Origin of the sequence: Cytobacillus firmus DS1, assembly GCF_000565285.1 — a bacterium.
Taxonomy (GTDB): Bacteria; Bacillota; Bacilli; order Bacillales; family Cytobacillaceae; genus Cytobacillus; species Cytobacillus firmus_A.
In genome coordinates, this window is the sequence record NZ_APVL01000024.1 from 24,562 (window position 1) to 40,309 (window position 15,748).

Genomic DNA, 15,748 nt, shown 5'->3' on the forward strand with positions numbered 1-15,748 from the left:
ATGAATGTTCAAGTATAGAAAATATAGAATACTAGGTATTATATGCCTATTATTCATATTTCTATTAAACTCTTTTACTCTCATCGGAAATGCTACAGATCCACCTATAAGTAAAATTGGAACAGCTGATAAATCATATCCACATATCCATGACAAACCGGGTGAATGGAACCCGATTTCGATAGATGGATATTTTATTCGTTCAGACACGAACCAATTGAGAGCTAATTGGCATTCTAAACGAGCACCTGGTGTTGAATTGGGTGGTATTGGCTATGACTCACCAACAGGTTATACACCTCCAAAAGGGAAGGTCATACATTCTATTTTGCGATATCCTGTTTACGAAATGCGAACATATGATGTGCAAAAAGAGAAATCGGGTTGTGATGGCGGTTTACAAACTGATGATAAATGTAACCCTTTTTATTTTGATGGCGTAGCAGGAGAGGATAATAGGTGGGCCAAAGAAGGAAATATCGAGAAAAAAGAACATTGGGCATTTTATGGTTATGCCTATAGAGATAACGATGTGCTAGGTATTCCAAATATGCTCTATTATCGTTTCCGAACTGCAAAGCTCCGAGTGCAAGGTGATGATGGCTTAGGGCATGGGGGCACTCCTTGGTATAAATATGATTTTAAAATTATGGATGACCCTAATGCCAGGGGGTTAAGAATTGAGCCTCCAACTCAGACAATTAAAGTAGGAGAAACTGCTACTTATAAAGCCATTTATAGTGCTCTTGATGGGAAGGAATACGATAAGACTCTGGATAAACTTAGTACTTGGTCTATTACAGATACTTCTTTGGCTTCCAGTTCAACTAAAGGGAAGTTTGTAGGTGAAAAAGTGGGCACCACAACAGTCAAAGTGGATTATGGAAGCTTATCTGCAACAGCAACCCTTAAAGTTGTTGCAGCCGATCCTCCAGAGGAACCTGAGGAACCAAAAGAAAATCTTCCTCCGCTTGCAAATTTATTTGTGGAGCCAGAATATTACTGGCCGGAAACAGTAACTTTTCAAGATAACAGTACGGATCCAGATGGTGAGATTGTTTCAAGAGAGTTAACAGTAGACGGCTCGCCTTCAAATTTTTCAAGAAACTTTCCACGTGTTACAGCTGAAGAAACTCATGATGCTGCTTTGAAGGTTACGGATGATGCTGGGGCTTCTGACACTGATGCCAGGTCGTTTAAGATATTACCAACAACTCCAACTGCTATGTTAGAAATTAATGGGACCTTAAAAGAAAACCGAAAAGTTTCTTTTAATGCTCATGGTTCTGACAAAGCAACTAAGGCGATTAGAGTAGCACCAATAAACTATAATCTTACTACTTGGGATTTTAAACCCGTCACTCCTGGAATCACACAGGGGGATATTAAAATTGAGCACACTTCCGATGGTGGTATAAAAGATGTTTTATTTAAAAAAGCAGGTGAGTATGAGGTTACGATAACGGTAACCAATAAGTATTCAGAAGTCAGCGAGCCTTACACTGCAAAGATTACTATCATGCCCGACGAGAAGCCGATAGCTAAGTTTACGGTTGATCAAAAGGTCGCTCTAAGAGATGGTACAACCAAAAAGGCAACTATAGAATTAAAAGATTTTAGTAATTCTATAGACGATGACTTTATTAAACAGAGAATTTGGTATGTGGAATATGACAGCAATAATGATGGGATTTTTGGAACAGCGATGGATACCTCTCGTCAGGTTATTTCAAGTGGAAATGAAACAACTGTTTATTACGAAACTGATAGAGTAGGTCATTATCGTTTTACCTTAGAAGTTGTAGAAGGATTTGGACAGCCCACCATACAGAGATTTATTACCGATGCTGATTATCGTAGAGATGTTACCGAAAAAGTTGATAGCGGAGATCGTGTAACAGAATACACGAAGCTAACTAACTTTAACATTATCGACAAAGATAAAGCAGTGGAAGTTTCAAATACTCCTCCGGTTGTTGATTTCGGTATGCAGACTCATCGTAAGGTTGACCTTGTATTAGATATAGGTGGTTTGACAAAGGCAACTCAGCAGCATATGACAGGAAATCGTCCTGGAGGAACTTCGAATAATGATGGTGGTGGTTATTATGACCATAAATATTATACCTATGACTATTCGGAAAGAAATGAGGTCGCAAGTCTTGCTGCCAGTCTAGAAACAGATCTGAAGACCAAGGGCATTGATGCCAGAGTGGTAATAGATAATGATTTTTACCACATATACGACACTGATGGAACATGTATTAAAAGCATTCCACAGTGGGGTTGGTCGACCTATTACCGAACTATCCAAACTACAGCATCGAATACCGTTTCAAACTACTCATCTTCACCGCCTGGAGGCTCATATAGTCCACCAGCAGGTTATTCGATAACAAACACAGTTCATACCGGCTCTTATCAAAACACAAGCAATTATACGGTTGTAGGAAGCGGGTCATTCTCGAGTGCTGCAGAAGCAGATGCCTATCCTGTTGGACGTGATAGCCGCATTTGCAGCTGGAATGCTGATAATACAGTATATAGCTGTACGTTTATTCGATATCAATGGGTTCACTCTTACACATATTATTTAGAAAAACAAGAGCCTTATCAGGTGTGGGAAGTTCAATACTATTACAACCAAGGTTGTAATTCCACAGAACAAACGGATCCAACGAGAATGAAAGACAACTTTGTTTCACAAACCTATCGAAATAATGCGGATGTAGTTTATGCTCGGTTTGATAATCAAAGTTGGACATGGGTGAATGATACGAGTCAGGTAAATCCAATTGTGAGTAAAATGAGGCAGGATAATCCTTTCTTCTGGCACTTTGCCTATAATTCAAATCGTTCCAATTTTGATCGGTTTACCACAACTGCTGCAACATTAGGTAAGTTTTCGCTATATGATTTCCTCTATAAAGGGAGAAATGTACAGGATATTAAGGATTACATTATCGGGCAGTATTTAGTTACAAACCCTGGTGAGAATCATACAATCCTTTTAGGTGAAGAAATTGATTATAGCGTCACTTATGAAGATTTTGAGAATGATCCTGAGCTAGCAAGAGAGTGGAAATTTTCTCATGATCCTACAAAGGTAAATGGCAGAACGATTGATAACCAACATTCTAAAATTGCACAAAGTGATTTTTGGGTAAGTGCTCCACTTCAATTGAAAGCGGTCGGTACCTATAAAATTCAACTAAGGTCCAAGGACAACCCGGTGCATTTTGGTGATAATCGCTTTAATAATTATCAAAAATGGTCGGATGAGGAAATCGTTAGAGAATATACGGTAAATGTTCACCGGCGCCCAATTGCTGACTTTACTTTTAAGATTGATGTGGCTGATAACTACAGGTTGGATTTAGATCCCAAGCCTTCATACGACCCTGAACATCAGTTTAATCGAGATGATAAAGGTATTGTAGAGTACGAATGGACGTCTTATATGGTGGATGGAGTGAAGTACAATGGTGCTCCACCTAGCAATTTGCAAGTAAATAAGATATATGATGTAACGCTCCAAGTAAAAGATATTGATGGGGCATATGGCAGCACAACCAAGCGGATAAGCACTATGGGCATGAACCAAAAACCAATTGCTTTGTTTGATGCACCGGATGTAGTTTATCGAAGCCAGCCTTTAAATATCGTTGATAGAAGTTATGACCCGGATGGGGACCCATTAACGAACTATCAATTTACTATTCGTAAACAAGGTTCTTCAACCATTCTAAAAACATTATCAACTTTCCCGAAAAGTTTCGCTGAGTTGGGATTAGGAGAAGGCACCTATACAATGGGATTAACCGTTGATGATATTCCGAAAACTGGTCCTAGCTTGCGCTCGGATTTGTATGAGCGGAATATTAAAGTCATCTTAGACAATAATCCGCCTACTTCTGTCTTTTCACTTACACCAAATCCAATTCAGTTGGGGTTAAACCAGGAAGCTACGTATAAAGATTCTAGCTATGACATCGATGGGCACCCATTGATAAATTATTCCTGGAAGATTAACAAAGTTGATGAGGATGGAAATATTATAAATAGCTGGGAAACTGGGGTGCCACCTACAGATTTTAGTCAATATGGTGTTGGCACATATGACGTGTATCAGACAGTATTTGATGATCCTCCAGCTCCTTTACCATCCCTTTCGGATACAAGCATGGTAAGAATTGAAGTGATCATTGGAAAACAAAAACCTTTTGCTTTAATCGATTGGTCACCGAAAATGCCAGTAGAAGGAGATACTATTACACTCGATCCTTCAAAATCATTTGACTTGGATGGTACAGTAGAGAAATGGGAGTGGGAAATTACAAATCCTGCTGGCCAAAAAACTACCTCTAGCGCTAAGAATCCAATAATCACGAATGCAGTTAAAGGTGATTATAAGGCTCAGCTTCATGTGTATGACAATGATAACTTGAGAAGTGAAGTACCTGCTGTCCAGGTTATTACTGTTAAGGAGAAGCCGCCAAATGAAATCCCAGTAGCATCATTTACATGGAGTCCTTTACAGTTAACCTATGGAGATACTGTCAAATTTAATCCTGACAACAGTTACGATCCCGATGGAGAGGTTGTAGCATGGAATTGGACATTTGAGGATTTATGCGGAAATGTAACATCAAGTACGCAGCAATATCCAGAGTTTCCAACTAACTCATTTAGATACAAAGTTTCTTTGGTTGTTACTGATAATGAAGGGGCTAAATCAGAGATTGTTACACAGTATGTTTTTGTGAATCCTGTTTTAGAGCCGCTTGTTTATCACACTCCTGAGTGGGAAGAAATACGGATTAAAAATAATCGACCATTCAAGCTCTTTTATGCAGGTGAGAAATTCTTAATTCGTCTCACTACATCTCCTGCAGAGTCGGTGTCTGGAACTGTTGATTTTGGCGGTTCTATCGGCCCTGTTGAAATTCCAACTACTTTATTTACAAAAATTAATGGGGTTGGAACTATATGGGAAGCGGAGTTGTGGCGAGAAGACTTTGCATACATTCCGGAGGGGCAATATTACTTTGAATTTAAGTCTGTTCATGATGCAGGTTCAGAGAAGGTTTTCGCTGAAGGCCTCTATGATGTGACAATAGATTCAAATATTTATGAAGCCCTTAATTTTCATAGAAACCAATAAGGGTTAGCACAACTTTAGGGCCCTTCAATTTTTGAAGGGCCTCGTTACAAGAATATGTGAATTTCTGTATTTATACTAACGGGGTAATTTAGTTTAATAAGAATTTAGGCTTTAATGAATTTATTGATGTTTATATGTTACATTTTCAAATCAATAATACATTCAAAGGGTGATGAATGTTGAATTATGAGCAACTACTTAAACTTAATGCGGTTTGCTTTTTAATTGCTGGAATAGTTTTTTTGATCTTTGGAGTTTTAGGTATCAATAGGACTCTCTTTTTCATTTTAAGTGTACTGGTTATCGTTAATTCAATTATATTTACTACATTAATTAAACGTAGAATTACAGAAAAGAAAGAGATTTAAAAAGAGCGATAGTCCTTGGATTATCGCTTCTCTTATAAAATAATTTAACTAACTTATATAAATGGAAGTTTCAAATATCATTAAGATATCCTTAATTAAGTATTCGACCTCTTTGTTTTTATATATTTTACCAGAAGGAACGTATATTACTATTTTCATTCTTAAAAGGTGGTCGCAACTATGAAGTTTGAAGGGAAAATTCTCTTCTATGTGAAAGATACTTATAATTGTGTTCATATTTATAAAAAGAAGTCCAAAGGGCCTGCTGAAATAGAAAAATACCAAGAATATGTTGATAGGTTGAAAGAAGAATTGACGGATAAGTTAGTTAAAGCATTCATAGTTAAGCATGAAGAAGGCCGCAATATATACATTAGGTGTACCGACACCTGGAGGACAGACCTAAATGAAACAATCTCTCCAAACCATCAAAAATACATAAACTTTCTTTCAGAGAATAGAGAAGATATTCGGTTTGTTGGTCCGTATAAAGCTATGAGACGAAAAGGACTACACTTATGCAGCAGAGGTCATGAGTGGGTAATTGAACCAATCAAAGTTAAGCGAGGTGAAACTTGTAGCCATTGTAGAAAGAAAATCAAGGAGTCAAATGGAGCCAAGTTTATAACAAATTTACTGGCATCTCAAAAAATTGAATTTATCAAAGAAGTGTCTATGAAGCGATTTGGTTGTGATAGAGACTTCCGGCTGGACTTTGTAATATGTCAAAATAACTTTCCGCTGTTTGCTATAGAATTCAATGGGATACAGCATTATAAATATATGAGATCAGAATACTTTGGAGGTTTTAAGGGGTCTAGAGAGAGAATGAAGCGGGATAGAATCAAAAGGGAGTTTTGTTGGTCGTTAGGATTACCTGTAGTTGATATACCATATACGGAATCAGAGGAACAAATTTTGAATACAGTTATTTATTTCTTAAAATTGTTTGAATTGGTGTAGCAACGTTTCAGTACTTAGCAGAGAAATCGCTTGTATCCATGGAAGGATTTTCTATATAATATATATATACGTCTAGTTTTTATTATTATCCCACTCATGCGAGAAGGACTTTCCCATTTTATTTAATACGCCCTATATTGGTGAATTTTTGCTGCTTAAAGCATTAATTAGCCGGTATAGGGCTTTTTTATTTTTTAGGAGGTGAAAACATGGACTTTAATCCATTTGTAAACAACCCTCAATTTAATCCTTCAAAACATCTAAAGAGTACTAAAAGAAAAGTTCAGCCATGGGAGCAACTGCAGGAAGGAAAATGCTATGAAATTAAAATTGAGGGAGAAGAAACAAGAACTTACGAAGTTAGAGGGTTTTGGTGTGATGAGAGTGATGGAACTATTTTTGTCATTCTATGGCCAGAAGGAGAAACAAGAGCAACGGATTTTGTTTCAAATGAAATTCTCTCTGTTAGAGAGATTAATAAAAATGCCGATATGTAGTATATAAATGTCAGGATACTTTAATCGGACAAATAATAATAAAAACACTTAGTGATTTTAAATCGTTTAATGTAAAGGAGGAATCAATTCTTATGAGAAAATCAATCTTTGGATGGATATGGGGATCAATTGCCTTTGTTTTCTTATTAATCAGTTTTTACAGTACCCATATGGGGAGTGAATTGGATAAGCAGTTACAGTCTAATCAGGAATCGCTATTAAGACTTCAACAAGAAAAATATTTGCTTAACAAGGAAATAGGAGGCCTTGATAGCAAGAAGCAAGCAGCCTTAATTGAAAATAAGGAATCCTTGTTAGATAAGTTGGTACAAGATGAGTTTGCAGTACAAACTGCGGGACTTGGGTTGCAAGATCTAAAAAATGATTTTACAACATTTCAGTCTTATATGGCGGGGGCGGGTTTATTCTTAACAATTGCTGCAATAGCGATAACATATTCGCTTAGCAGCAAACCAAAGAAAAAATCTAATCAATTAGAAGAGCGCCGATTGGTATCTGGACAAGGTATATATATACCTGCTAACCAGGAGCAGTTAGCGAGGGATATAAATCATGAGGTTGAGAAATATCTAAAAGAGTCAGGAAAAAAATAGTTCATGTAATCAAAAACTTTCTTGATACTAGGGGAGAATCAGTTTAAAGCATCTTGTTGTGAAAATATAAAAATACGGATAGTAACGGTATTTACCTTAAAGAGCATTGTTTTTATGCTCTTTTTTCTTTTGGCCGGCTTTTTGCTGGAACGATTGCCCTTGATGATAATGGTTGTAGTTCTACAAAATATTAAGAATATAGGGAGGATAATAGTGATGACTAAGACCTGTATGGAGAAAGACTGTCAATTTGGTGGGTTAGTGCAAGAAATCAATGACGGACAAACCGTGAAAGTTCTTTGTGGAGTTCACTCCATAATGTACGCCTTAAACGAATCAAAATTAACTTATAAAAAAGGATATCCGCTTAAGAGTGAGTTAAAGGAACAGGCTGATTGTAGCTGTTGCAATAACCTAGCCATTAACATGATTGAACATCTCCCGACCGAGAATACGCAGTGGACGCTTTGTGAAACCCATTTGAAAAAGCTGCTGACACATTCATTAAGCCCAAAAGAATTTCACCAGCTTTATAACCAATATGGTGATGTCTATTTATTACATGATGATTTTTATGACCCTGAAACAGGAATAGCCTTTCAACAAATTGAATAGATTCTTTCATCCTTTACTCTTTGGAATACACATAGTTGAATAGAAAAAAATACCAAGAAATCTTTTTTCATTATGAAAATTATGGTATAATTGATTTGGAAATTATACGGGAAAACAAATTGGAAGCACCAATTAGCTGTTAAGGCTTATTGGTGCTTTTTTGCGCTTCTGCTGAAATTAAGACATTATACCCTTAAAAGGAGGTCAAATAAATGGCAATTAGGCATGCAAGTAAAGGTGACTCTATACTATTCTCCCGCAGAGGAAATGAAATTGAAGGAAAAGTCTTTTTGGTAAGAGACAACAGTGTGCTGGTTGATATATCAGCAACTGATGCGTTTCTATTAGGTTTGGAGAGCTCAAACACCGTTGTGGCACATAAAAATTATAAGATACTTAAAAGAAATAAAAGGAAGTAAGCTTCAAATCAAGAGGAGGAGAATCAAGATGTCAATGAAATGCATGGAAAAGAACTGTGTCAATGAATTGATGTTAATTTCAATAAATGATGGAGAAGACAGGCTGAACCTTTGTTTTAATCATGCAACAATATTTGCAAGTGACGAGCGGTTGATCACACTAAAGGAAACAGCTCCTCAAATAAGTAGCAGCAAATTAGATAAAACTTGTGATTGTTGCTCTGAAGCGGCATTAGAAGCTTCAGAATTGGATCCATTTAACGATGATATAACATGGAATTTATGCATGGATCATTTAAAGAAGCTATTGACTCATCAACTGAGTAGAGAAGAGTATAAATCTTTATATCACATATACGGTGATGTTTATTTGCTGCATGATGATTTTTATAATTCCACTTCAGGTGTTGCTGTAACTAGTCTGTGATGGAATTAAAAAATAAAATTGTTCAGGAGATTATAGGTTCAAGATATTGGAACAATAAACAACAATTTTTATTTACCAGTTACGTGAAAGGAAAGCAAACCTTATGATCACAGAAGCAAAGATTATTGGAGAGATTCAGACATTTAACAACCAGGAGGAACCCTATAGAATTTTTATAAAAATTAGTTCAAACAATAAGGGGTACCGTCAGGAAAATGCGGATTTACAACGTTAAGCACAATTCCGAGACAATTCCCCTATTTTTAACAACGTTAAGAAAGTTTCAATGGTCTTAAAGAATCTAACGAGACCATTTTCTCGGAATTAAAATGGTATTCTCCTAGCAAATTAATATGTTCCCAACCTAGAGGCGACATATGGTGCAATAATTCTTCATTAAAACTACCAGATTGTTTTTGATATTCAACTGCTTTTGTTAGATGTAAGGTATTCCAGATACTAATGGCATTGATAATTATGTTTAAAGCACTGGCCCTTTGAAGCTGATGCTGTATGGTTCGTTCCCTAAGCTCTCCTTGTTTTCCGAAGAAAATAGCTCTTGCCAACCCATTCATGGCTTCTCCTTTATTCAATCCTCTTTGTATTTTTCTTCTTAGAGATTCATCTGAAATGTAATTAAGAATAAAGATCGTTTTTTCTATTCGGCCCATCTCACGTAAGGCTGTGGCTAAGCTGTTTTGTCTTGAATAGGAACCTAGTTTCCCCATAATGAGGGATGCTGAAACCGTTCCTTCCCTTATAGAATGAGCTAATCGCAAAACATCCCCATAATTTTCTTTGATGGTCTTTGTATTTATTTGTCCACGTAAAATGGCTTCTAGTTTTGGATACTCCCTTGCTTTATCTATTGTAAATAATTTTGAGTCCGATAAATCCCTTATTCTTGGAGCAAATTTAAATCCTAATAAATGAGTCAGCCCGAATATTTGGTCTGTGTAACCAGCTGTGTCTGTATAATGCTCTTCTATATTTAGATCCGTCTCATGGTGCAACAAACCATCCAAAACATGAATCGCATCCCTTGAATTTGTATGAATAATCTTTGTGTAGTAAGAAGAGAATTGGTCACTTGTAAATCGATAGATGGTGGCTCCTTTTCCAGTTCCGTAATGTGGGTTTGAATCTGCATGTAGTGACGAAACACCCAGCTGCATTCTCATACCATCTGACGAGGATGTTGTACCGTCTCCCCAATGGGAAGATAATTGTAATTTGTGATGAAAATTTACTAATACAGCTTGGGCTTTATTCATGGCATCTTCATACATGCGCCATTGAGTTACATTGGCTAATTGTTTATATGTAAGTTCGGGTGTTGCTTCAGCCATCTTGCTCAAGCCTATATTCATTCCCATTCCTAAAAGGGCGGCCATGATAATGGTTGTTTCTTCTTTATCAGGTTTTCGATTATTGGAAGCATGAGTGAATTGCTCATGAAATCCTGTTATATGAGCAACATCCATGAGTAAATCAGTTAATTTTATTCTTGGCAGCATTTGATAAAGGCTTGAACTAAACTTTTTTGCTTCTTCTGGAACATCTTTTTCTAAGCGTGCAAGTGACAGCTTTCCTTTTTCAAGAGAAACTCCGTCTAACTTGTTGAAATTGGAAGCTAACCACCTTAACCTTTCGTTAAGGTTGCTGGCTCTCTCCATCATATAATCTTCGAATGATAAACTAACTGATAATCTCATATTTTCCTTCGTTTGGTTCCATGTATCTTCTGAAAACAAATATTCCTCAAAATCTCTATACTGTCTGCTGCCAACAATGGAAACATCTCCTGCCCGTACATGCTCCCGAAGTTCTGTTAAAACAGCCATTTCATAGTAATGACGATTGATTGTTGTACCATCATCCTCGTATAAATGCTTTTTCCAGCGTTTTGAAATAAAATCCACAGGCGAGTCATCAGGCACTTTTCGCTTTCCGGATTCGTTCATTCCTCGGATAATCTTAACAGCTTGTAAAAGAGGCTCATTTGCCTTTGTAGAATGAAATTCCAATACCCTTAATAGCGTAGGCGTATATTTTCTAAGTGAATAAAATCGTTTTTGCAATAAGTCTAAATAATCATAGTCAGCAGGACGTGCAAGCTCTTGAGCTTCTTCCACCGAAGAGACAAAAGAATTCCATTCAATAACGGATTCTAAAACCTCAAAAACGTCTAAATTTTCCTGTTTTGCTTTGATTAAAGCTTGTCCAATGTTCGTAAAGTGTATAACTTTCTCATTTAGCTTTTTACCGTTTTGTTTTTGATTTTCCTCTTGAGCCTTACGGCCTTTTGATAACAGACTAAGTATTTGTCTGTCATGTATTTCAAAAGCTTTGTCCGTTAGCTCCTGAGTAAGATGTAATAAAAAGACGGTTAATATCGAATATCGTTTATTTTCTTGAAAGTCTCGAAATGCATAAGGCTCATATCTTGAACCTAAACGAGATAGCTGTAACAGGCGATTGCGATGCAAATGACTAATTTTTACCGTCTCTAATTCTATTCCCCGTATGTATTCGAGTCGTTCTATTACTTTGAGAAATGTTTCGGGTGAAGGATGACCCGGTGGTTCCTTTAACCAACCCAATATCGTTTTATTGGACTCGGATGGATGCTGCGAAGTAATGATCTCTTCAAGTTTTACTTTTTGCTCATTTGCTAGAGACTGACTAACTGTATTAAATAGCTTTTTTTCAGCCATTGTTCTTGCCTCCCACACCATTCTCTCAAGTGTAGTGATAGCAGGCAGTATGATTTTGTTTTTTCTTAGAAAGTCGATACATTCATGTAGTAGATGAATGGCATCGCCATTTTCCAAAGCTAATTGATGAAGATGCTTAAATGTCATTCGGTATTCTTTTAGGGTAAAAGTTACAAAATTGTGTTCACTTCGAATTTCTTTCAAATGATCCCAAAGTGTATTTTCTCTTTGAGGATAAAGACTAAGTGAAGGTGGACTGGCACCGATTTGTTTTGATATATAATGTATGACCGAATCTGGGATGCTTTTGATATGTGTGTACGGCCAACCGGGATACCGAAGAACGGCTAATTGAACGGCGAACCCTAACCGGTTTTCTTCTCTTCTTCGTTTATTTATAATTTCTAAATCTCGTTTGGAAAAGGTGTAGTAGGTTCCTAGCACCCACTCACCTTCAGGAGTTTGCATAAGAGCCTGTCTCTGTTCGGGTGTAAGTAATTCCCTACCTCTCGCAATTTTCATTTAGCATCATCTCATTTCTGTTTTTTTTAATTTATTACTTCAATTATATATCAATAGAGTGTACTCTATTGATACAAGTGAAGTAGACTGATAGAATCATAGTTAAGAGTGTCTCACAAGACTTGTCTCAAAAGTGAGGTGGTATTTTTGCGAAAGATCGGTTATATACGTGTCAGTTCGACTAGCCAAAATACTTCAAGGCAATTTCAGCAGCTGAACGAGATCGGAATGGATATTATTTATGAAGAGAAAGTTTCAGGAGCAACAAAGGATCGCGAGCAACTTCAAAGAATGTTAGGGAATTTACAGAAAGATGACATCATTTATGTTACAGACTTAACTCGAATCACTCGTAGTACACAAGATCTATTTGAATTAATCGATAACATACGAGGTAAAAAGGGAAGCTTAAAATCACTAAAAGATACATGGCTAGATTTATCAGAAGATAATCCATACAGCCAATTCTTAATTACGGTAATGGCTGGTGTTAACCAATTAGAGCGAGATCTTATTCGTATGCGACAACGTGAAGGGATTGAGTTGGCTAAGAAAGAAGGAAAATTTAAAGGTCGGTTAAAGAAGTATCATAAAAATCACGCAGGAATGAATTATGCAGTAAAGCTGTATAAGGAAGGGAATATGACTGTAAATCAAATTTGTGAAATCACAAATGTATCAAGAGCTTCATTATACAGAAAGCTATCAGATCCGGACAATTAGTTGATCTTTAGTCCAATAATGGGCAAGGTAATATTAGCTTGTAAGAGGAAGTGTGCATTTTGATAAAATAATAAAATATAAAAGCCTATGTCAAATTGAATATTAAAATCTTTGACATAGGCTCTTTATTTCAATTATCAAATCACTTATTTATTTCCCCACTTTTAATATGTTTTAGTGTTTTTTGATTTATTGAGACAAAAAAGGCTGAAGCGAAAAGTAGAAATGCAGCTAATAAAAATGTAAATCTCACACCAAATTGATCAGCAAATATCCCAAATAAAATAGTTGAAACACCAAATGTTCCAAAGACGATACTATCCTGTGCAGAGTATACCTTTGATAATAATTTTGAATTAACACTCGTTTGGACTATAGTTTGTTGAGCAACTCCCTTAATTTGACTACCAAAACCGAAAAAAAGGGAAATGACAAGTGCGAGCCAAGGAGTTGAAATTAATCCAAAAATAAGTGTAGTAATACTGGTAAGAAATGCTCCACTAATGATTACAAATCTCAAATTATTAGTTATTGTTTGTGACCACTTTAAACTAATAAAACCAGCGATCATTAAACCAGCAAAAAAGCTTGAATTGATATATCCCCACCAATTTTCACTAACCTGTAGAACTTCTTCAACATAGATATACAGAATAGCTGCAACCCATACCACATTTGCTATGGATTCCGTAAATTCTACAATCGTAATTGTTCTTAAAGAAGGTGTCTTCCATATTGTATTCCATCCTTCCAGCAAAACCTTCTTTGTCATTTTTTCTGATTCTTGTTCGTCTTTATTGAGTTCATCCTCAATTCTATCTAAATCCTTAATTAAAAACATAAAAATGGTTGAAATAACGAATAATATAGTTGTTATAATTAGTAGATTACCTGATCCTAATAGAGTGATTAAAATACCAGCTGCTGGCCATCCTCCTAAAGTGATTGTCTGATCGACTATAGAAAGAAAACTATTTACTTTAACCAATTTCTCCTCTGAATCGAAATACCTGGGAATCAATGAATCTCTAGCAGGGCTAGCCCACCCATCTAGAAATGAAATAAACATTACAAATACAAAGGTGAAAATTATATTATCTATTGAAAAAAGATAGATTGAATTTACTGTGAGCATTAATACAATGATTGTTTTACCAAACTGTGAAAATGCCAAAAGTGGCTTCGTTCTATATCTTTCTAAAAGAATAGGAGCAATAAAACCACTAATAAACCTTGAAACTGTATTAACAAAAGGAAATAGAGCCATATAAAATGCAGACCCAGTGATTTCGTACACTATTGAAATTATGCTTACTATATATAATATGTCTCCTAAATTTGCAATTGACTGGCCTATCCATAAAAAACGGAAAGATGTTTTTATTTGCAAAAAATATACTCCTTTACATATAATTTGAGTACTATTTATTAGGATTACATATTTTAATCACCTCTACTCTATTCTTCTCCTTTGAAAAAAATTAAATTCGGCTATGTAATAATTACACGGAAAACACTTCTTTTGCAATTAACTTATATGATTTTATCCTATCTTCAAAACAGAAAGTATTAGTTAAGATCATAATTTCATCTACTTTATATGTATTTTGTATATCTATTAGTTTTTTTTTCACTTCTGTTGGTGATCCTATTATCATTTTATTCTTAAAGTTTCTTATTAATTCCATCTCTTGTCGACTAAAAGTATAGCCGTTTGACTCTATAAAAGACGGAAGTCCTTTATCGCCAATGCCTGTTGATAATTGTACCTCCCATAATAAAGCACTTCTTGCAAGCTCCTGGGCGCGTTCATTTGTCTCTGCACAAATCACAAAAACAGCAAAAATTGTTTTCGGTTTAATGCCGCTTTCTTTACCTTTTAAATTATTATGATAATAATTCATGATTTCTGAGCTTTTGTTTGCACTTAAAAAGTGACCAAATGCATAAGGGACCCCGTATAATGCTGCAAGCCTCGCGCTTTCTAAAGAAGTTCCTAGAATCCATAATTGTGGAGGAACTGATGGGATTGGATAAGCATTTATAGTCGAATACGGGTGTTTATGTGGGAAACTATTATCAAGAAAGTCTTTAAGCTCTTTCACAGTATCGGGAAATTTTTTTGCTTGCTCCGAAAAATTATCCGAAAGAGCTAACTTCGCTTCTGGAGAGCCTCCAGGACCTCTTCCTACTCCTAAATCTATTCGGTTAGGAAATAGAGATGAAAGCAAATTAAATGTTTCAGCTATTTTATAAGGTTTATAGTAGGGGAGAAGTGTAGCTCCAGAACCAAGACGGATAGTTTCAGTATTAGCACCAATGTATCCGAGCATAACTTCAGGTGATGGGCAACAGAGCGCAGATATATTATGATGTTCAGCGATCCAAAATCTTGTATAACCAAATTCTTCTCCGGCCTTTGCCAATCTGGTGGAATCCTCTAAAACATCCTTTGCTGTTTTCCCTACAGCGAGAGTAGCCAAATCAAGAATGCTTAATTCCATTCAATAAACACCTTTCTTTCCATTGATCCTTTTAAATTTTTTTCTGTAATAGATTGACAGCACGGAATATATGCTTGCAGAAAAAAGTTCTCTGCAAGCATAGTTTTCAAGTAATCATTTACCGCTTAGAGATAGTGTAATACTATCGAAATCATAAGTATTGATAAAGTGATGTAGACGTCAAGTCGAATTTTACACTTTTTGCTCGTTTCCTT

11 protein-coding genes are annotated in these 15,748 nt (G+C 35.9%); 8 read left to right on the forward strand and 3 right to left on the reverse strand.

Translation table 11 applies throughout. The annotated features are described in order from the left end of the window. The first annotated feature begins 4 nt into the window (after positions 1-4). The 7 genes from PBF_RS21300 to PBF_RS21335 all read left to right on the forward strand — a co-directional run bounded on the left by PBF_RS21300 (position 5) and on the right by PBF_RS21335 (position 9,067). On the forward strand, positions 5-5,164 hold the full coding sequence (locus PBF_RS21300) for a PKD domain-containing protein (protein ID WP_035332661.1): 5,160 nt from the start codon (positions 5-7) through the stop codon (positions 5,162-5,164). Between the two features lie 548 nt (positions 5,165-5,712). Beyond that, positions 5,713-6,495, forward strand: coding sequence for a DUF2726 domain-containing protein (locus PBF_RS21310; RefSeq protein WP_035332663.1), 783 nt, complete (start codon positions 5,713-5,715; stop codon positions 6,493-6,495). Positions 6,496-6,704: 209 nt separating this feature from the next. Then, positions 6,705-6,992, forward strand: a complete 288-nt coding sequence (locus PBF_RS21315) for a hypothetical protein (RefSeq protein ID WP_035332664.1) — start codon at positions 6,705-6,707, stop codon at positions 6,990-6,992. A gap of 92 nt (positions 6,993-7,084) precedes the next feature. Continuing rightward, complete coding sequence (locus PBF_RS21320; RefSeq protein ID WP_035332665.1) at positions 7,085-7,606, forward strand: hypothetical protein; 522 nt, start codon at positions 7,085-7,087, stop codon at positions 7,604-7,606. 213 nt (positions 7,607-7,819) lie between these two features. Further along, positions 7,820-8,221 carry a hypothetical protein gene (locus PBF_RS21325; RefSeq protein ID WP_152539716.1) on the forward strand — a complete coding sequence of 134 codons (402 nt, stop codon included), beginning with the start codon at positions 7,820-7,822 and terminating at the stop codon, positions 8,219-8,221. A 212-nt stretch (positions 8,222-8,433) separates the two neighbouring features. Then, entirely contained in the window at positions 8,434-8,640 is a 207-nt protein-coding gene (locus tag PBF_RS21330) for a DUF2187 family protein (RefSeq protein ID WP_035332667.1), read from the forward strand. 28 nt (positions 8,641-8,668) lie between these two features. Continuing rightward, positions 8,669-9,067 carry a hypothetical protein gene (locus PBF_RS21335; protein WP_035332668.1) on the forward strand — a complete coding sequence of 133 codons (399 nt, stop codon included), beginning with the start codon at positions 8,669-8,671 and terminating at the stop codon, positions 9,065-9,067. Between the two features lie 272 nt (positions 9,068-9,339). Here PBF_RS21335 and PBF_RS21340 read toward each other — a convergent pair whose 3' ends face one another. Then, positions 9,340-12,306, reverse strand: a complete 2,967-nt coding sequence (locus PBF_RS21340; protein WP_035332669.1) for a Tn3 family transposase — start codon at positions 12,304-12,306, stop codon at positions 9,340-9,342. A gap of 147 nt (positions 12,307-12,453) precedes the next feature. Here PBF_RS21340 and PBF_RS21345 point away from each other — a divergent pair, with 147 nt between their 5' ends. Further along, positions 12,454-13,029, forward strand: a complete 576-nt coding sequence (locus PBF_RS21345; protein WP_009335987.1) for a recombinase family protein — start codon at positions 12,454-12,456, stop codon at positions 13,027-13,029. 142 nt (positions 13,030-13,171) lie between these two features. Here PBF_RS21345 and PBF_RS21350 read toward each other — a convergent pair whose 3' ends face one another. Continuing rightward, complete coding sequence (locus tag PBF_RS21350) at positions 13,172-14,419, reverse strand: MFS transporter (RefSeq protein WP_009335986.1); 1,248 nt, start codon at positions 14,417-14,419, stop codon at positions 13,172-13,174. 112 nt (positions 14,420-14,531) lie between these two features. Further along, positions 14,532-15,533, reverse strand: a complete 1,002-nt coding sequence (locus PBF_RS21355; protein WP_009335985.1) for an LLM class flavin-dependent oxidoreductase — start codon at positions 15,531-15,533, stop codon at positions 14,532-14,534. Between the last annotated feature and the right edge of the window lie 215 nt (positions 15,534-15,748).